The organism is Pseudomonas ulcerans (assembly GCF_036324125.1).
Lineage (GTDB): Bacteria > Pseudomonadota > Gammaproteobacteria > Pseudomonadales > Pseudomonadaceae > Aquipseudomonas > Aquipseudomonas ulcerans.
This window is the reverse complement of sequence record NZ_JAZDQN010000051.1, coordinates 24172-42294: the sequence shown is the minus strand read 5'-3', so window position 1 is coordinate 42294 and position 18123 is coordinate 24172. Positions and strand designations below refer to the sequence as shown.

The 18123-nt window shown below is 62.9% G+C and carries 16 protein-coding genes and 2 tRNA genes; 4 read left to right on the top strand and 14 right to left on the bottom strand.

Annotation, left to right across the window (positions count from 1 at the left end; genetic code table 11):
- Position 1: 1 nt before the first annotated feature.
- Together V0R59_RS28105 and gltX are read right to left on the bottom strand one after the other, a co-directional pair.
- Positions 2-77 (bottom strand) — tRNA-Ala (locus V0R59_RS28105).
- Positions 78-376: 299 nt separating this feature from the next.
- Positions 377-1858 (bottom strand): glutamate--tRNA ligase, encoded by a 1482-nt coding sequence (gene gltX / locus V0R59_RS28100; protein WP_330077843.1) that lies wholly within the window; start codon positions 1856-1858, stop codon positions 377-379.
- Between the two features lie 143 nt (positions 1859-2001).
- Here gltX and V0R59_RS28095 point away from each other — a divergent pair, with 143 nt between their 5' ends.
- Positions 2002-3042, top strand: a complete 1041-nt coding sequence (locus V0R59_RS28095; protein WP_330077842.1) for an HlyD family secretion protein — start codon at positions 2002-2004, stop codon at positions 3040-3042.
- Positions 3032-4582: an MDR family MFS transporter gene (locus V0R59_RS28090; RefSeq protein ID WP_330077841.1), complete on the top strand. Its 1551-nt coding sequence runs from the start codon at positions 3032-3034 to the stop codon at positions 4580-4582. Before V0R59_RS28095 ends, V0R59_RS28090 begins: the two co-directional genes overlap by 11 nt.
- Before the next feature lie 132 nt (positions 4583-4714).
- Here V0R59_RS28090 and uvrB read toward each other — a convergent pair whose 3' ends face one another.
- The gene (gene uvrB / locus V0R59_RS28085) at positions 4715-6730 is read right to left on the bottom strand and encodes an excinuclease ABC subunit UvrB (RefSeq protein ID WP_330077840.1); all 2016 of its coding nucleotides are present in this window, start codon (positions 6728-6730) and stop codon (positions 4715-4717) included.
- A 297-nt stretch (positions 6731-7027) separates the two neighbouring features.
- Between uvrB and V0R59_RS28080 the strand changes: the two genes are divergently transcribed.
- Positions 7028-8224, top strand: a complete 1197-nt coding sequence (locus V0R59_RS28080; protein WP_330077839.1) for an amino acid aminotransferase — start codon at positions 7028-7030, stop codon at positions 8222-8224.
- Positions 8225-8285: 61 nt separating this feature from the next.
- A tRNA-Asn gene (locus V0R59_RS28075) sits at positions 8286-8361 on the top strand.
- Positions 8362-8432: 71 nt separating this feature from the next.
- Here V0R59_RS28075 and V0R59_RS28070 read toward each other — a convergent pair.
- The 11 genes from V0R59_RS28070 to acpP form a co-directional block, all read right to left on the bottom strand.
- Positions 8433-8993 carry a DUF1285 domain-containing protein gene (locus tag V0R59_RS28070; protein WP_330077838.1) on the bottom strand — a complete coding sequence of 187 codons (561 nt, stop codon included), beginning with the start codon at positions 8991-8993 and terminating at the stop codon, positions 8433-8435.
- Positions 8994-9005: 12 nt separating this feature from the next.
- Positions 9006-9608: a DUF4823 domain-containing protein gene (locus V0R59_RS28065; RefSeq protein ID WP_330077837.1), complete on the bottom strand. Its 603-nt coding sequence runs from the start codon at positions 9606-9608 to the stop codon at positions 9006-9008.
- Between the two features lie 73 nt (positions 9609-9681).
- A complete protein-coding gene (locus tag V0R59_RS28060; protein ID WP_330077836.1) occupies positions 9682-10650 on the bottom strand; it encodes a GTP 3',8-cyclase MoaA in 969 nt (322 codons plus the stop codon).
- A gap of 127 nt (positions 10651-10777) precedes the next feature.
- On the bottom strand, positions 10778-11416 hold the full coding sequence (locus V0R59_RS28055; RefSeq protein ID WP_075803898.1) for a TetR/AcrR family transcriptional regulator: 639 nt from the start codon (positions 11414-11416) through the stop codon (positions 10778-10780).
- A 483-nt stretch (positions 11417-11899) separates the two neighbouring features.
- Entirely contained in the window at positions 11900-12688 is a 789-nt protein-coding gene (locus V0R59_RS28050; protein ID WP_330077835.1) for a TatD family hydrolase, read from the bottom strand.
- Between the two features lie 41 nt (positions 12689-12729).
- Positions 12730-13716, bottom strand: a complete 987-nt coding sequence (locus V0R59_RS28045; protein WP_330077834.1) for a DNA polymerase III subunit delta' — start codon at positions 13714-13716, stop codon at positions 12730-12732.
- Positions 13709-14341, bottom strand: a complete 633-nt coding sequence (gene tmk, locus V0R59_RS28040; RefSeq protein WP_330077833.1) for a dTMP kinase — start codon at positions 14339-14341, stop codon at positions 13709-13711. The genes V0R59_RS28045 and tmk overlap by 8 nt, the downstream gene beginning before the upstream one ends.
- 19 nt (positions 14342-14360) lie before the next feature.
- Complete coding sequence (gene mltG, locus V0R59_RS28035) at positions 14361-15530, bottom strand: endolytic transglycosylase MltG (protein ID WP_330077832.1); 1170 nt, start codon at positions 15528-15530, stop codon at positions 14361-14363.
- Positions 15531-15534: 4 nt separating this feature from the next.
- Positions 15535-16350 (bottom strand): aminodeoxychorismate lyase, encoded by an 816-nt coding sequence (pabC, locus tag V0R59_RS28030; RefSeq protein WP_330077831.1) that lies wholly within the window; start codon positions 16348-16350, stop codon positions 15535-15537.
- On the bottom strand, positions 16350-17594 hold the full coding sequence (gene fabF / locus V0R59_RS28025; protein ID WP_330077830.1) for a beta-ketoacyl-ACP synthase II: 1245 nt from the start codon (positions 17592-17594) through the stop codon (positions 16350-16352). Before fabF ends, pabC begins: the two co-directional genes overlap by 1 nt.
- Before the next feature lie 106 nt (positions 17595-17700).
- Complete coding sequence (gene acpP / locus V0R59_RS28020) at positions 17701-17937, bottom strand: acyl carrier protein (protein ID WP_330077829.1); 237 nt, start codon at positions 17935-17937, stop codon at positions 17701-17703.
- Between the last annotated feature and the right edge of the window lie 186 nt (positions 17938-18123).

Sequence of the window (18123 nt, the reverse complement as noted above, 5' to 3'; positions counted from 1 at the left end):
TTGGTGGAGCTAAGCGGGATCGAACCGCTGACCTCCTGCATGCCATGCAGGCGCTCTCCCAGCTGAGCTATAGCCCCACAATGTCGCTTTGAACTTGATCCGCTTGGCTGGGTGCTTCGCGTTTCGTTTTCGTTCATCGCTGTGGACGGGGCGCATATTAAGATCGGATTGCAGACCTGTCAAATATATTTTCAACAAAATTCAAAAATTTTTTCCCAGATAACAATCACTTACCGCCCTCCCCCGGCAAAAGCCCCGTATTTGCGGGGGATTGACGCTGCACGGCAGGCCCCGAAAACGCTGCGGGGCGAACCCACTGCCCCGGCACACAGCCCCAGGCAGCGGATTCGCCCCGCGAAAAAACAGGCGTCGGCTATCAGGCGATGGTGCCCAGCAGCTTCTCCCATTCCTTGTTTTCTTTCTTCGATACGCCGCCCAGCAGGTCCAGGGCCTGGCGCAGGCGATAGCGGGTCAGGTCCGGGCCGAGGATTTCCATGGCGTCGAGTACCGAGACCGAGCTGGCCTGGCCGCTGATCGCAGCGAACATCAGCGGCATGGCATCACGCAGCTTCAGCTCCAGGGCCTCGACCACGGCCTGGATGCAGCCGGTGATACGGTCCTTCTCCCACTGGCGCAAGCTTTCCAGTTTCCACAGGATCAGTTGCATGACCTGGCGCACCTGATCGGCCGACAGCTTCTTGTGCTCGAACAGCTTCGCATCGAGCTTCAGCGCGCCTTCGAAGAAGAAACCACCCAGCGGGGCGATCTGGCTGAAGGTTTCCACCCGGCCCTGCACGTGCGGGGCGATCTTCATCATGTAGTCACTGTTGAAGGCCCACTTCTGTACCCGTGCGGCGAACTCTTCCACCGGCAGGTCGCGCAACCACTGGCCGTTGAGCCAGGACAGCTTCTCGATATCGAAGATCGGCCCGCCCAGGGACACGCGGGACAGGTCGAAGTGCTCGACCATCTCGGCCAGGGAGAACTTCTCGCGCTCGTCCGGCATCGACCAGCCCATGCGCCCCAGGTAGTTGAGCATGGCTTCCGGCATGAAGCCCATGCGCTCGTAGAAGGTCACCGAGGTCGGGTTCTTGCGCTTGGAGAGCTTGCTCTTGTCCGGGTTGCGCAGCAGCGGCATGTAGCACAGCTTGGGTTGTTCCCAGCCGAAGTATTCGTAGAGCTTGATCAGCTTCGGTGCCGACGGCAGCCACTCTTCGCCGCGCAGGACGTGGGTGATGCCCATCAGGTGGTCGTCGACCACGTTGGCCAGGAAGTAGGTCGGCAGACCGTCGGTCTTCATCAGGACCTGCATGTCCATGCGGTCCCACGGGATCTCGACGTCACCGCGGAGCATGTCCGGAACCACGCAGACACCTTCGCTCGGCACCTTCATGCGGATCACGTGGGGCTCGCCGGCGGCCAGGCGGCGCTGGACTTCCTCCGCTGACAGCAGCAACGCGCGACCGTCGTAGCGCGGAGTCTCGCCGCGGGCCATCTGCTCGGCGCGCATCTGGTCCAGCTCTTCGGCGGTGCAGAAGCACGGGAAGGCATGACCCAGGTCGACCAGTTGCTGGGCGTATTGCTTGTAGATCTCACCCCGCTCGCTCTGCCGGTACGGGCCGTGCGGACCGCCGACGTCCGGGCCTTCGGCCCATTCGATGCCGAGCCAGCGCAGGGCGTCGAAGATCTGTTGTTCGGATTCGCGGGTCGAACGCAACTGGTCGGTATCTTCGATACGCAGGATGAACTCGCCACCGTGCTGCTTGGCAAAGCAGTAGTTGAAAAGGGCGATGTAAGCGGTGCCGACGTGGGGATCGCCGGTAGGCGAAGGCGCGATGCGCGTGCGAACGGTGGTCATGAGAGTCTCGAACAAGAGGTGAAACAAAGCCGGGATGGTAACAGGGAGCGGGCGCCGGGCTCCAGTAATGGGCGCGATCGTCACTTGCGCCAGCGGATCCAAAATTTGTTAAATTTGGTTACATTTCTGGAACGATCGTCCTTATGCCTGCCCAACTCAAGCGTCGCCTGCTGGTTTTTCTTCTTTTGGTTGTCCTGGTCGCCCTTGGCTTCTTCGCCCATTGGTATTTCAAGGGGCGCTTCCATGAAAGCACCGACAACGCCTATGTGCAGGGCGAAATCACCCGGGTCTCCAGCCAGCTGAGCGCACGCATCGATGCCGTCCTGGTGCAGGACAACCAGCATGTGAACAAGGGCGACCTGCTGGTGCGCCTGGAAGGCGACGACTTCCACTTCGCCGTGGAACGCGCCCGCGCCACCCTCGACACCCGTCAGGCAGAGCGCCTGCAGGCGGAAAGCCGGCTGACCCAGCAATCCAGCCTGATCGCCGCCGGCCAGGCCGAGGTGTCCGCGAGCCAGGCCACCCTCGGTCGCGCCCAGCTCGACCTCAATCGCGCCCAGGCGTTGCGCAAGCCGGGCTTCGTCTCCGAGGAACGGGTCACCACGCTGTCTGCGGAAAACAATGTCGCCCGCTCCCAGGTCAGCAAGGCCCAGGCCGACTTGCAGGGACAGCGCCAGCAGGTCAGCGCCCTGGAAGCCGAGCTCAAGCGCCTCGACGCGCAGATCGCCACCGCCCGCACCGATCTGGCCCAGGCCGAGCTGAACCTGACCCGCAGCGAAATCCACGCGCCGATCAGCGGCATGATCGGCCAGCGCGCCGCCCGCGACGGCCAGTACGTACAGAATGGCGCCTACCTGCTGTCCATCGTTCCCGACGAGGACATCTGGGTGCAGGCCAACTTCAAGGAAACCCAGATCGGCAAGATGCAGCCCGGCCAGCGCGCCGAACTGGTCTTCGACAGCTACCCGGACACGCCGATCGAAGGCCGCGTCGACAGCCTGTTCGCCGCATCCGGGGCACAGTTCAGCCTGCTGCCACCGGACAATGCCACCGGCAACTTCACCAAGGTCGTACAACGGATTCCAGTGAAGCTGACCTTCAGTGCCGACAACCCGCTGCATGGCCGCATCCGTCCGGGCATGTCGGTCACCGCCACCGTCGACCTGCGCAACGATGGCCGGTGACCAACTGATCCGTCCCGTCGGCGAACCGAGCCGGCGCGACTGGATCGCGGTAATGAGCGCGATGCTCGGCGCCTTCATGGCCGTGCTCGACATCCAGATCACCAACTCCTCGCTCAAGGACATCCAGGGCGCGCTGTCGGCGACCCTGGAGGAAGGCTCGTGGATCTCCACCTCGTACCTGGTGGCCGAGATCATCATGATCCCGCTCACCGCCTGGCTGGTGCAGTTGCTCTCGGCGCGGCGCCTGGCGGTGTGGGTGTCGCTGGGCTTCCTCGTGTCCTCGCTGCTCTGCTCCATGGCCTGGAACCTGGAAAGCATGATTACCTTCCGCGCCATGCAGGGCTTTACCGGCGGCGCGCTGATCCCGCTGGCCTTCACCCTGACCCTGATCAAGCTACCGGAACACCACCGCGCCAAGGGCATGGCGATGTTCGCCATGACCGCCACCTTCGCCCCGTCCATCGGCCCGGCCCTGGGTGGCTGGCTCACGGAAAACTGGGGCTGGGAGTACATCTTCTACATCAACATCCCGCCCGGCCTGCTGATGATCGCCGGGTTGATGTACGGCCTGGAGAAGAAGGAGGCGCACTGGGAACTGCTGAAAAGCACGGACTACGCCGGCATCGTCACCCTCGGCATCGGCCTGGGGTGTCTGCAGGTGTTCCTGGAGGAAGGCCACCGCAAGGACTGGCTGGAATCCAGCCTGATCGTCGGGCTGGGCAGCGTCGCCCTGATCAGCCTGGTCACCTTCGTCATCATCCAGTTTTCCCGTCCCAATCCGCTGATCAACCTGCGCATCCTGCACAACCGCAACTTCGGCCTGTCGAGCATCGCCAGCCTGGGCATGGGTGTCGGCCTGTATGGCTCGATCTACCTGCTGCCGCTTTATCTGGCGCAGATCCAGAACTACAACGCCCTGCAGATCGGCGAAGTGATCATGTGGATGGGGATTCCCCAGCTGTTCCTGATTCCGCTGGTGCCGAAACTGATGAAGGTGATCCCGCCGAAGATCCTCTGCGCCCTGGGCTTCGGCCTGTTCGGCCTGGCCAGTTTCAGCTCCGGGGTGCTCAATCCGGACTTCGCCGGCGACCAGTTCAACCATATCCAGATCATTCGCGCCCTGGGCCAGCCGATGATCATGGTGACCATCTCGCTGATCGCCACGGCCTACATCCAGCCGCAGGATGCGGGGTCGGCGTCGAGCCTGTTCAATATCCTGCGCAACCTGGGCGGCGCCATCGGCATCGCCCTGCTGGCGACCCTGCTGGATGCGCGAACCAAGGTGTACTTCGACTATCTGCGCGAAGCGCTGGTACCGACCAACCCACAGGTGGCAGAGCGCCTGGCGCAACTGGCGGAGAAGCTGGGCAGCGATGGGGCAGCGCTGGGGCGGTTGAGCGAGATTACCCATCAGCAGGCGCTGATCATGGCCTACAACGATGCCTTCCATTTTGTCGGGATCGGGCTGGCGATCAGCATGATTGCGGTGTTGTTGACCAGGAAATTGCCGCAGGGGCTCAAGGCTGGAGAAGCTCATTGACCTTCAGGCTCCGCGATCGAGGAGCGACGCCCCCCCTGTGGGAGCGGGTTTACCCGCGATGGCGCCGGTGATATCACCATCGTAATCGCGGGTAAACCCGCTCCCACAAGAGCCCTGAAGAGCAAGAAAAATTCAGGCGGTAATCAGCTTCTCGCGCAACTTGGCAATCTCGTCGCGCATCTGCGCTGCCGCCTCGAACTCCAGGTCCCGCGCCAGCTGGAACATCTTCTCTTCCAGTTGCTTGATGCGCTTGGTGATCTCCGCCGGCGACCGCAGTTCCGCCTCGTAGCGCGCACTCTCCTCCGCCGCCTTGGCCATGCCCTTGCGCTTCTTGCTGCGCGAGCCGGGCACGTTGGCGCCTTCCATGATGTCGGTGATGTCCTTGACCACACCCTTGGGCACGATGCCGTTGGCGGCGTTGAAGGCAATCTGCTTCTCGCGGCGGCGCTCGGTCTCGTCGATCGCCCGCTGCATCGAGCCGGTCATCTGGTCGGCATAGAGGATGGCCCGGCCATTGAGGTTGCGCGCGGCACGACCGATGGTCTGGATCAGCGAACGCTCGGAACGCAGGAAGCCCTCCTTGTCTGCGTCGAGGATCGCCACCAGCGACACCTCGGGCATGTCCAGGCCTTCGCGCAACAAGTTGATCCCCACCAGCACGTCGAAGGTGCCGAGGCGCAGGTCGCGGATGATCTCGACCCGCTCCACCGTGTCGATGTCCGAGTGCAGGTAGCGCACCCGCACATCGTGGTCGGCAAGGTAGTCGGTGAGGTCTTCGGCCATGCGCTTGGTCAGCGTGGTGACCAGCACCCGCTCCTCCACCGCCACGCGCTTGCGAATTTCCGAGAGCAGATCGTCGACCTGGGTCAGCGCCGGACGGATCTCCACCTGCGGGTCGACCAGGCCGGTCGGGCGCACCACCTGCTCGACCACCCGGCCAGCGTGCTCGCCCTCATAGGGCCCCGGCGTTGCGGAAACGAAGATGGTCTGCGGGCTGACGCTTTCCCATTCGTCGAAGCGCATGGGTCGGTTGTCCAGCGCCGACGGCAGGCGGAAACCGTATTCCACCAGGGTTTCCTTGCGCGAACGGTCGCCCTTGTACATCGCCCCGACCTGCGGAACGCTGACGTGGGATTCGTCGATCACCAGCAGCGCGTCAGGCGGCAGGTAGTCGTAGAGGGTCGGCGGCGGCGCGCCGGCCGGGCGCCCGGAAAGGTAGCGCGAGTAGTTCTCGATGCCGTTGCAGTAGCCCAGTTCGAGGATCATCTCCAGGTCGAAGCGGGTGCGCTGCTCCAGGCGCTGCGCCTCCACCAGCTTGTTGGCCTTGTGCAGGTATTCCAGGCGGTCCTTGAGCTCGTCCTTGATCCCGTCCACCGCTTCCAGCAGGGTTTCCCGCGGGGTGACGTAGTGGCTCTTGGGATAGAAGGTGAAGCGCGGCAGCTTGCGGATCACCTCGCCGGTCAGCGGGTCGAAGGCGGCCAGGTTCTCCACCTCGTCGTCGAACAGCTCGATGCGGATCGCTTCCAGGTCCGATTCCGCCGGGAACACGTCGATCACATCGCCGCGCACGCGGAAGGTGGCGCGGGCGAAATCCATCTCGTTGCGGGTGTACTGCAGGTCCGCCAGGCGCCGCAGCAGGGCGCGCTGGTCGAGCTTGTCGCCGCGATCGACGTGCAGGACCATCTTCAGGTAGGTCTCGGGGCTGCCCAGGCCGTAGATGCATGACACCGTGGTGACGATGATCGCGTCGCGCCGCTCCAGCAGCGCCTTTGTCGCGGACAGGCGCATCTGCTCGATATGGTCGTTGATCGAGGCATCCTTCTCGATGAAGGTGTCGGACGACGGCACGTAGGCTTCCGGCTGGTAGTAGTCGTAGTAGGAAACGAAGTACTCCACCGCGTTGTTCGGGAAGAATGCCTTGAACTCGCCATAAAGCTGCGCGGCCAGGGTCTTGTTCGGCGCCAGGACCAGGGTCGGGCGCTGCACTTGGGCAATCACGTTGGCGATGCTGAAGGTCTTGCCCGAGCCGGTCACGCCGAGCAGGGTCTGGTGCGCCAGCCCCGCCTCGATGCCTTCGACCATCAGGCGGATGGCTTCCGGCTGGTCGCCGGCCGGCTGGAAACGGGTGACGAGCTGAAACTCGGACATGACGAACCTCTAGGGAAGTGCGGATACAGGGCAACTGTATTTTTAGCCAGTAGTTATACCCAATTAAAGGCGTCCTACGCCAGTTTCAACCCGACACTCGGCGGATTTCCTACTGTTGACTGAAGGATTCGACTAACGGTCGAAAAATATTCCGGGAAACAGCAGGAAAAGCTGCGGCAGACTGTCGCCGTGACCAGTCGGTATCACTATACTGACTCCCCGTTTGTGCACCGCTCTAGTGCATTCGGCTGGAGCGTGCAGACCCCTACTCACCCTCCATTCAGAGCCAAGGTAATAATGAGCCTGTTTTCCGCTGTCGAGCTGGCACCACGCGATCCCATTCTGGGCCTCAACGAAGCATTCAACGCCGACACCCGCACCGAGAAAGTCAACCTCGGCGTAGGCGTTTACTGCAACGAAGAAGGACGCATCCCACTGCTGCGTGCGGTCATCGAAGCCGAAACCCAACGTGCCGCCCAGCACGCACCCCGCGGCTACCTGCCGATCGACGGCATCGCTGCCTACGACCAGGCCGTGCAGAAACTGCTGTTCGGTGCCGAGTCGCCGCTGCTGGCCGAAGGCCGCGTGGTCACCGTGCAGGCCGTCGGTGGTACTGGCGCCCTGAAGATCGGTGCCGACTTCCTCAAGCAGCTGTCGCCGAACGCCGTCGTCGCCATCAGCGACCCGAGCTGGGAAAACCACCGCGCCCTGTTCGAGACCGCCGGTTTCCCGGTGCAGAACTACCGTTACTACGACGCGCCAAGCAACGACGTGAACCGCGCCGGCATGCTGGAAGACCTGAACAACCTGCCATCGGGTTCGATCATCGTCCTGCACGCCTGCTGCCATAACCCGACCGGCGTCGACCTGAGCCTGGCGGACTGGAAGAACGTCCTGGAAGTGGTCAAGGCCAAGGGCCACGTGCCGTTCCTCGACATGGCCTACCAGGGCTTCGGCGACGGCATTGCCGAAGACGCCTTCGCCGTGCGCCTGTTCGCCGAGTCGGGCCTGGAGTTCTTCGTTTCCAGCTCGTTCTCCAAGTCGTTCTCGCTGTATGGCGAGCGTGTCGGTGCCCTGTCGATCGTCACCAGCGCCAAGGAAGAAAGCGCGCGCGTGCTGTCCCAGGTCAAGCGCGTGATCCGCACCACCTACTCCAACCCGCCGACCCACGGTGCCAGCATCGTCGCTGCCGTGCTGAACAGCGCCGAGCTGCGTCAGATGTGGGAAACCGAGCTGGGCGAGATGCGCAGCCGCATCCACGGCATGCGCAAGCAGATGGTCGACCTGCTGGCCGAATACGGCGCCAAGCGTGATTTCAGCTTCGTCGGTCGCCAGCGCGGCATGTTCTCCTACTCGGGCCTGAGCGTTGACCAGGTGGCTCGCCTGAAGAACGAATACGGCATCTACGCCCTGGATACCGGCCGTATCTGCGTGGCCACGCTGAACCAGAGCAACATCCACGTGGTGACCAAAGCCATCGTCGAAGTGCTGTAAGCGACAATTTCCCGGGGGAAGCTTGACTTCCCCTTGGGAATCAGTAAGATACGCCCCAGATTCCGCGATAGCTCAGTCGGTAGAGCAAATGACTGTTAATCATTGGGTCCCTGGTTCGAGTCCAGGTCGCGGAGCCAAATACTGAAAACCTCCAGATGCGCAAGCACTGGAGGTTTTTTATTGCCGCTTGAAACTTACGGCTTGCAGCTCAAAGCCGCCCGATCGGGTAGAACTCGCCCGAGCTCCACACACCCAGCCACTCCTCGCCATCGATCTTTCGCGGTACCGCCAGGTCCACCAACTGGTAGAACACATTGCGATGAATCAGCGCCTCCAGGTTGGCGCGCATGTGCACATAGGGCGAAGGCTCCTGGGTCAGCGGATCGATGACGAAACGCAGCGGATGCCCGGGCCCGGCCTCGACCCGGTCCTCGACATTGCTGGTGAACGCCAGCACCTGCTGCTCGCCCTCCCCCTGCACGTCCACGCCCACCGCCACGAACGGCGCATCATCGACCTTGATCCCGACCTTCTCCACTGGCGTCACCAGGAAGTAGTCGTCGCCATCGCGGCGAATGATGGTGGAGAACAGGCGGACCATGGGCTTGCGCCCGATCGGCGTACCCAGGTAGTACCAGGTGCCGTCGCGGGCGATGCGCATGTCGATATCGCCACAGAAATCCGGATTCCACAGGTGAACGGGCGGCAACCCCTTCTCCGCCTTGGGGATCTGCGCCAACAGGTCGTTGGCCTTGCCCTTGTCAACCATTGCCTTGCGCCCTCAGCGACTCATGCCCAGAAGCGAACGAGCGTAGTCCTCCAGGGGTGGCCCGAGCAAATCTTCCGGCTTGTTGTCGTGGAACGTCAGCAATCCGCCGCGGCTGCGAATGCGCGCGGTGTCGATCAGGTAGCGGGTATTGGTTTCGATGAGCATCATCTGCACGACGCCGGTATCGACGCCAAGACGATCCACCGCCTGCTCGTCATACCATTCGTCGCCATTGCCGATGCGGTTGTCTGCCTTGGCGAAGCGGGTATACAGCAGGTAGTGCGCACCGTACGAGCGGGCCTGGGCCAACGCCTCTTCCAGGCCGATCGGCGCTTCGGCGCGGCGCACCAGCGGGAAGTACTCGACGAAGCCCCTGAACGCCTCCTCGGCCACCACGTTGGGCCGCGGATAGGCTCGACCGGGCGGAGCAAAGGCGCCCTGGGCAATGAAAATGAACGAGTCGGGTTGCAGGCGCAGCGATATCGAGCGCTGGGTGTCACTGTGGTCGAGCAGACCGGCGTCGCTCATGTGATAGCGGGCACCTTCGCCCATGTCGCTGACATTCATGCAGCCACCCAGCGCGATGAACGCCAGCAGCAGAACCAGGCTACGCATCTTTCCTCCAGAGGCCGGCGACGGAAAACCGGCGAACAGCCCCGAGATGCAGGTTCTGCGCCAGCTTGCCGGGTCAGCCGCCGATGATCTTCATCACCGTAGCACCACCGGAGAAGGCCACGCTCTGCTTGTCGCCGAGGGCCTTGACCAGCAGGCCCTGGAGAGCCGGCAATGCCTGGTGGCGCGGGCGGTCGAGCAGATCGCCGATGTAATGGCGGTTACTCGACGACAGGCAGCCATGCAGCCAGCCGGTGGACGACAGGCGCAGGCGCGAGCAGGTCCGACAGAACGGCACGCTTTCGTTGGCGATCACGCCGAAGCAGCCTTGCCCCGGGATCCGGTAGCGCAGCGCGGTGGCGTCCAGAGGGGCATCGGTCTGGGCGTACTCGTAGCGCTCGCCGATCACCTGGAGCAACTGCTCCAGGCCAACGAACTGCTGGAGGAACTGGTTGTTGTCCCTGGCCAGGTGCCCCATGCGCATCAACTCGATGAAGCGCAGCTCGTAGCCATGCTCCAGGCAGTACTCCAGCAACGGCAGGACCTGGTCGAGGTTCTGCCCGCGCAACGGCACCATGTTGACCTTGATCTTCATGCCCGCTGCTGCAGCCCGGGCCATGCCATCCAGCACGGTAGCCAGGTCGCCACCACGAGCGATGCTGCGGAAGGCCTGGGGATCGAGGGTGTCGAGGGAGATATTGAGACGACGGATACCGACGTCCACCAGCAGCGGCAGCTTGCGCGCCAGCAACTGACCGTTGGTGGTGAGGCTGATGTCGTCGAGGCCGAGCCCGGCAACACTGCTGAGGAAGGTTTCCAGCTTGGGACTGACCAGCGGTTCGCCACCGGTAACCCGCAGGCGCTCGATACCGGCGGCCTCGATCAGGTACGCCACGCCGCGGGCCAGGGCCTCGGCAGAGAGCTCGTCCTGGGCCGCGACCAGCCGCTTGCCGTCGGGCACGCAATAGGTGCACGCATAGTTGCAGGCGGCGGTAAGGCTGACACGCAGATTGCGAAAACGCCTGCCTTGACGGTCGACGATCATGGAGAACTCCGGCATGGATGAATCGGGCCGGCAAAACCTGACTCAAAAATCAGGTTTTTGCAAGCCTCATCTCCAAAGTATATTCCTGCCCCGTCGCGTCCAGTAGCGCTCGTGTCGCCAACAGATATCAGCTGGCGGATGGCTCCGGGTCGCGCTTGCGCTTGTTGCCCATGCGCACACCGATATCCATCAGGAACTGGAAGAAGCCTTCCTGGTCTTCCAGGACATTGCTCCAGAACGGCGAGTGGTACAGCGCTACGGCGCCATGCACCAGCGCCCAGGCGGCACAGTAGTGGAAGTACGGCGGTACGTCTTCAAGCTTGCCTTCGCTGATGCGCCCCTTGATCAGCAGGGTCAGGCGATCGAAGTTCGAGGCGCGGATCTTGTGCAGCTCCTCGACCATCTCCGGCACCTGGTGACCCTTGACGACCTTCTCTTCCAGGCGGTCGAACAGCCGGTAACGCTGTGGATCGCGCATGCGGAATTCGAAGTAGGCGCGCGACAGGGCTTCCTTGTCGCGGTCGACATCGGCGGAGTGCAGGAGCTGGTTCAAATCCCGCTCGTAGTCGAGCATCAGGCGCAGGTAGATCTCCGCCTTGGACTTGAAATGCTTGTAGATCGTGCCTTTGCCGATACCCACAGCATCAGCGATCATCTCGACGGTGACGCTGTCTTCACCCTGTTCGAGAAACAGCTTGAGTGCGGTATCGAGAATCTCTTGCTCACGGCGACGAAATTCACGGACCTTGCGAGGTTCTTTCTGCATAAGAAGGACTGGATCAAAATCGAAGCCAAGTATTATGCCTAACTTGCGGCAAAATGCACGGATCATCCAACCATGTCGGGGCTTTCTGACGCTTTCACCCTGCCACCTTGCTCTCCCTCGCCGCCCGGCCGCCACGGCAAGGCGCGGCTGATTTTCATTCCAGAATGCTGCGGCGCCGGTTTTTCCCTGCACATCGCTACCGAACGCCGCTTGATCGCCGAGACATTTCCTACAGTCACGGAAATTGCAGAGCGATGAGTGCTCAGCAGCCGCAGGCGTATTCCAAATCTGTTTAAAAAACGAGCAGAGGGCGCTGGAAGCCCATCAATCCTGATTAATACTTGAACTGTTGGCGGGGCATATCCCCCCAAGTGTCGCGCCAATAAAGGTGATCAAGGAGTGTTCGCCTTTGTTTTACTCCTAATGGTCTTAACCCGGATTCCCCCCCCCAGAACCCGGGTTTTTTTTGCCCGCGCGCCGGGCTCAGGCTTGACGCACGCGCGCCAGAGGGAACAGGCGACGGAAGTTGTCGGTGGTCCGCTCGGCCAATTGCTCGTAGCGCTCGCCTCGCACAAGGGCGATGAATTCGGCGACGTCACGCACGTATTCCGGAAGGTTCGGCTTGCCCCGGTGGGGAATTGGCGCCAGGTACGGCGAGTCGGTCTCCACCAGCAGGCGATCGGCCGGCACCTGGCGCGCCACGTCGCGCAGGGCGTCGGCATTGCGGAAGGTGACGATACCCGACAACGAGATGTAGTAACCGAGGTCCAAGGCAGCCTTGGCCATGTCCCAGTCCTCGGTGAAGCAGTGCAGTACACCCGCCTGCGACAAGGCCGCCTCGCGCAACAACGCCAGGGTATCGGCCCGCGCCGCGCGGGTATGGATCACCACCGGCTTGCCAGTGATCCGGGCGGCATCCAGGTGCAGGCGGAATGATGCCTCCTGCAATTCGGCGGCTTCCGGCTCGTAGTGATAGTCCAGGCCAGTCTCGCCGATGGCCACCACGTTGGGGTGGTTCAACTCCTGCAGCAGCCAGTCCATTGCCGGCGCGGCACCGGGAGCGAGGTCCAGGGGATGAATGCCCACCGAACAATCGACATCCGCATAGCGCTCGGCGAGCGCCTTGACCTGCGCCGCGTTGTCGGCGCTGACGCCGATGCACAGGAAATGCCCGACTCCGCGCGCCCGTGCCGCATCCAGCGCGGCATCGAGGGAGCCACCGTGGGCGGCGAGGTCAAGGCGGTCGAGGTGACAATGGGAATCTACGAGCATGGCGAGATGGAATCTATCTAGGGAATAGGATGGCCGGCGCCTCAGCGCTGGCCTGGCAACAGGGCCCAGGAGGCCAGCAAGGCTTCGATCAGCAACACCCGGTTGAGGTTGGCCTTGCCGAGCACCTTCTGCCGCTGTTCGAGGATCCAGTCCTGAATTTCCAGGACCTTGCCTTGCGGGGTTTTCTGCGCAAGGTACTGCACCACCTTGCGCATATCGGCCAGGCCGAGGCCTTCTTCGTCCTGGGTCAGCTGGTAACGCAGGATCAGGTTCGACCAGTCGCAGAACCAGTCGAACAGGTGCAGCAGGGAAACATCCTTCCAGGACTCGGCGAGCTGGCTGGGGGACTGCTGCTGCTTGAGCAGCTTCTTCACCCCGTCGACCACCTGCGCGCGATGCTCGCGGACACCCTGCGCCTGCAGGCTGATCGCCATCAGCGGTGAACCGGCGGCCAGGCTCAGCAGCTCGATACGCTCCTGCTCGTCACACTCCGGCAAGGCCGAAGCCAGCCAGGCCAGGCTCTGAGCCTCCAGTGGCTGCGGACAGGCGATCTGCTGGCAGCGGCTCTTGATGGTCGGCAGCAACCGGCTCGGCTGGTGGCTGACCAGCAACAGCACGGTATCGCCGGACGGCTCTTCGAGACTCTTGAGCAAGGCGTTGGCTGCGTTCACGTTCATCGCCTCGACAGGCTCGATCAGCACCACCTTGCGCCCACCGAGCTGGGCGGTCTGGGTGACGAAGCCAACCAGGTCACGCACCTGGTCGACCTTGATCGGCTTGTCTGCTTCTTCCGGCTCCAGCACGTAGTTGTCCGGATGACTGCCAGCGGCCAGCAGCAGGCAGGACTTGCACTGCCCGCAGGCGCGCAAGGCTTCGGGGCGCTGGCACAGCAACAGGGCCATCAGGCACTCGGCCATTGCACGCTTGCCAATGCCCTGCGGACCGTGGAGCAGGTAGGCATGGGCATGGCGAACGCGGCCGGCCAGTTGCTGCCAGAGCGTCGCCTGCCATGGGTAGGCCTCAGCCACGGCAACGCTCCACGATCTGACCGACCAGGCCGTCCAGGGTTTGCTGGACCGCCGCCAGCGGCTGCGCCGCGTCGAGCAGGCGATAGCGTTGCGGGTCTGCCTCGGCCCGCTGCAGATACGCCTGGCGCACGGCCTCGAAGAAGGCCTGGCCTTCCTGCTCGAAGCGATCCAGGCGACCACGGGCGGCGGCACGGGACAGGCCGACTTCCACCGGCAGGTCGAACAGCAGGGTAAGGTCCGGCTGCAGGCCGTTCTGGACGAAACGCTCCAGGGTGGCGATGCGCTCGACGCTCAGGCCACGACCCCCACCCTGGTATGCGTAGGTGGCATCGGTGAAACGATCGCACAGCACCACTGCGCCACGAGCCAGTGCCGGGCGGATCACCTCGGCCAGGTGCTGGGCGCGCGCAGCGAAGACCAGCAGCAGTTCGGTATCGGCATCCATGCGCTCCTCGCTGGGCGCCAGCAGCAGCTCGCGGATACGCTCCGCCAAAGGCGTGCCCCCAGGCTCGCGGGTCAGCAGGACATCCAGGCCGCGATCACGCAGAAGCCCGGCCAGGTAGTCACGGTTAGTACTTTTGCCCGCGCCTTCCGGACCTTCCAGGGTGATAAACAAACCGCTCACTCGGCATCCTCGAAAAAAATCATTGCGTGGTGGACTCGCCATTGGTCGGGGCTTCGGTCGCATCCGCCGGGGCTTCATCCGTCTCGGTGGCCGGCGGCGCGACCGGTGCCTCCTGCTGCACCGGTACCTCCGGCAGCGTCGGTGCAGCGCCATTGGCCGGCGCCGGACTGGACCGGTAGTCCGCACGGCGTTTCAGTTGGTATTCGCGAACCGCCGAATTGTGTGCGTCGAGGTCGTCGGAGAACACGTGGCTACCATCACCGCGGGCGACGAAATACAGGCTGCTGCCAGGGGCCGGGTTGAGCGCGGCATGGATCGCCTCGCGACCGACCATGGCGATCGGTGTCGGCGGCAAGCCACTGATCACGTAGGTGTTATAGGGGGTGGATTCACGCAGGTCGGCCCGGGTGATCTTGCCGTTGTAGCGCTCGCCCATGCCGTAGATGACCGTCGGATCGGTCTGCAGCATCATGCCGATCTGCATGCGCCGGACGAAGACGCCGGCGATCTGCCCGCGCTCTTGCGGCACGCCCGTCTCCTTCTCCACCAGCGACGCCATGATCAGCGCCTGGTAAGGGTCGCGGTAAGGCAGTTCGGCGGGACGATCGGCCCACTCCTTGGCCAACACCTCTTCGAGGCGGGCGTAAGCCTGCTGCAGCAACTCGACATCGGTCATGCCACGGACGAACTTGTAGGTATCGGGGAAGAATCGACCTTCCGGGAACACCGTGGGGTGACCGATCTTGTCCATGACCTCGGCATCGCTCAGGCCGACCAGGGTCTGCTTGATCTTTTCATGCCTGGCCAGGGCGCCACGCACCTGGCGGAAGGTCCAGCCCTCGACCAGGGTGAGGTTGTACTGCACCACGTTACCGCGCTGCCAGTCGTCGAACAGGTCGCGCACGGTCATGCCCGGGGTCATGCGGTATTCGCCGGTATGCAAGGCGACACCGGCCATATTGAAGCGCCAGTAGATACGCAGCCAGAACGCGTCCTCGATCAGGCCGTCGTTCTCCATGCGATAGAACATGCGATTGGGGTTGGTGCCGGTCGGGACATCCAGCAGCTCTTCACCGGACAGGTGCAGCGATTGCTTCACCGACGTGCTGACTTTCCACGCGGAATACCCAAGCACCAGGCCAGCCAGGATCAGGCCGATCTCCAGCAACAGCAGCAATTTACGTCTCACGAAATCAGGCATCCAGTAGCGTACGGGCAATGGCCTGCAGTTTACGGGTGAGAGGCCCCGGCGGCCAGTTCAGCGATGCAAATGAGCGTACCGGCCAGATACCGTAGACACTGTTGCAGAGAAACAATTCATCGGCCTGTTCGAGGTCATCCAGGGACAGGTCGCGGATGCTGACCGGGATCCCCTCGCGGACCGCCGCGTCCAGCAGCGCCGCACGCATGACCCCGGCCACACCGCAGCGACCGAGGTCGGCAGTGAGCAACTGGCCATCGCGGACCAGGAACAGGTTGCTGTACACACCTTCGATGACTCGACCGGACATATCCAGCATCAATCCTTCGGCGTATTCGCTCCCCTGCCATTCGGCACGGGCCAGCACCTGCTCCAGGCGATTGAGGTGCTTGAGCCCCGCCAGCAGAGGCTGCTCGGCCAGGCGCGTACGACAAGGAAACAGGCGCACGCCCTGTTCGGCATGTTCGGCGGGATAAGCGGGGGCGGGGTTGCCCTGCAGGATGCGCCGTGGTGGCGCGCCAGCGGCGGCGGCATAACCGCGCTGGCTGTCACCACGGGTGAGGATCAGCTTGAGCACGCCGTCGCCGAGCAAGACGGCATAACGGCAGGTCTCTTCGCGGATCAACGGGAAATCGGCCTCGATCGCCAGGCGCCGGCAACCCAGGGCCAGGCGATCGAGGTGGTAGTCAAGCAGGGACGGCTTCCCCGCGTTGACGGCGATGGTCTCGAACAGCCCATCGCCATACGCCAGGCCGCGGCTTTGCAGCGCCAGGGTGTCGGCGCTGCACCCATCGACCCAGGCCTGCATCAGCCGGCGAACCGACGGAACACCAGCGAGCCGTTGGTACCGCCAAAACCGAACGAGTTGGACAGCACCACGTCGATCGGCATGTTGCGCGCCTCGTGAGCCACGAAGTCGAGGTCGCAGCCGACGTCCGGTTCGTCAAGGTTGATGGTTGGCGGTGCCACCTGGCTGTTGATCGCCAGGACGCTGAAGATCGCCTCCACCGCGCCCGCCGCACCCAGCAGGTGACCGGTCATGGACTTGGTGGAACTGACCGCCAGCTTGTAGGCGTGCTCGCCGAACACCGACTTGACCGCCGCGACTTCGGCGAGATCGCCCGCCGGGGTCGAGGTGCCATGGGCGTTGATGTAGTTGACCTGGCCCGGATCGATCTGCGCGTCGCGCAGGGCATTGCTCATGCAACGCGCGGCGCCGGCACCGTCGTCAGGTGGCGAGGTCATGTGGAAGGCGTCACCGCTCATGCCGAAACCGACCAGCTCGGCATGGATGGTCGCACCGCGGGCCTTGGCATGCTCAAGCTCTTCCAGGACCAGGGCACCGGAACCGTCGGACAGAACGAAACCGTCGCGACCCTTGTCCCATGGACGGCTGGCGCGGGTCGGATCGTCATTGCGGGTCGACAGCGCGCGGGAAGCGCCAAAACCACCCATGCCCAGGCCACAGGCGGCCATCTCGGCACCACCGGCGATCATCACGTCGGCTTCGCCGTAGGCGATGTTGCGTGCCGCCATGCCGATACAGTGGGTACCGGTGGTGCAGGCAGTGGCGATGGCGTAGTTGGGACCCTGCACACCCAGGTGGATGGACAGGAAACCGGAAATCATGTTGATGATCGAACCCGGCACGAAGAACGGCGAAATGCGCCGCGGGCCTTGTTCGTGCAAGGTACGACTGGTGCCTTCGATGTTGGTCAGGCCGCCGATACCCGAGCCCATGGCCACGCCGATACGCTCGCGGTTGGCATCGGTGACTTCCAGACCGGCATTGCGCACCGCCTGGAAACCGGCTGCCAGGCCGTACTGGATGAACAGATCGAGCTTGCGGGCTTCCTTGAGCGACAGGTACTGCTCGACGTCAAAGCCCTTTACCGAGCCGCCAAAACGGGTGGAGTAGGCAGAAAGGTCCGTATGCTCGATCAGACCGATTCCACTGCGGCCAGCCAGAATGCCCTGCCAAGTGCTCGGTACATCGGTACCCAGTGGCGACAGCATACCCATACCGGTGACCACGACGCGTCTACGCGACACAGCGCTCTCCTTTTTCTATATGTCTACATCTTCTGGCAAAGAAAAAACCGCACGCCGGCAAAGGCAGTGCGGTTTTTCCCTGACAAGAAGCGACGACTATGAAGTCTTACGCCTGGTTGGCGTTGACGTAGTCGATAGCAGCTTGAACAGTAGTGATCTTCTCGGCTTCTTCGTCAGGAATCTCGGTTTCGAATTCCTCTTCCAGAGCCATCACCAGCTCAACGGTGTCAAGGGAATCGGCACCCAGATCGTCAACGAAGGAAGACTCTGGCTTCACTTCTTCTTCCTTGACGCCCAGTTGCTCGGCAACGATTTTCTTGACGCGTTCTTCGATGGTGCTCATACCTTGTTTTCACTCCTAATGGACATATGTCAGGCAGCTGGCCGGTGTGTAAGTTTATAGAAAGGCGTCCGCTTTTCAAGCTCAACACGCCCCTCCCCCATCACACCCGCCGACTCCCCTGGAATTTGATTGCAGCTTTATAACGGATTTTAGTCAGCTCGTATGACATTTTTTTAAAGCAATCCG

Bases quoted from the DNA above. Each gene is read 5' to 3' on its own strand.
- gltX (WP_330077843.1), bottom strand. From the start codon at position 1,858: ATGACCACCGTTCGCACGCGCATCGCGCCTTCGCCTACCGGCGATCCC.
- V0R59_RS28095 (WP_330077842.1), top strand. From the start codon at position 2,002: ATGCCTGCCCAACTCAAGCGTCGCCTGCTGGTTTTTCTTCTTTTGGTT.
- V0R59_RS28090 (WP_330077841.1), top strand. From the start codon at position 3,032: ATGGCCGGTGACCAACTGATCCGTCCCGTCGGCGAACCGAGCCGGCGC.
- uvrB (WP_330077840.1), bottom strand. From the start codon at position 6,730: ATGTCCGAGTTTCAGCTCGTCACCCGTTTCCAGCCGGCCGGCGACCAG.
- V0R59_RS28080 (WP_330077839.1), top strand. From the start codon at position 7,028: ATGAGCCTGTTTTCCGCTGTCGAGCTGGCACCACGCGATCCCATTCTG.
- V0R59_RS28070 (WP_330077838.1), bottom strand. From the start codon at position 8,993: ATGGTTGACAAGGGCAAGGCCAACGACCTGTTGGCGCAGATCCCCAAG.
- V0R59_RS28065 (WP_330077837.1), bottom strand. From the start codon at position 9,608: ATGCGTAGCCTGGTTCTGCTGCTGGCGTTCATCGCGCTGGGTGGCTGC.
- V0R59_RS28060 (WP_330077836.1), bottom strand. From the start codon at position 10,650: ATGATCGTCGACCGTCAAGGCAGGCGTTTTCGCAATCTGCGTGTCAGC.
- V0R59_RS28055 (WP_075803898.1), bottom strand. From the start codon at position 11,416: ATGCAGAAAGAACCTCGCAAGGTCCGTGAATTTCGTCGCCGTGAGCAA.
- V0R59_RS28050 (WP_330077835.1), bottom strand. From the start codon at position 12,688: ATGCTCGTAGATTCCCATTGTCACCTCGACCGCCTTGACCTCGCCGCC.
- pabC (WP_330077831.1), bottom strand. From the start codon at position 16,350: ATGCAGGCCTGGGTCGATGGGTGCAGCGCCGACACCCTGGCGCTGCAA.
- acpP (WP_330077829.1), bottom strand. From the start codon at position 17,937: ATGAGCACCATCGAAGAACGCGTCAAGAAAATCGTTGCCGAGCAACTG.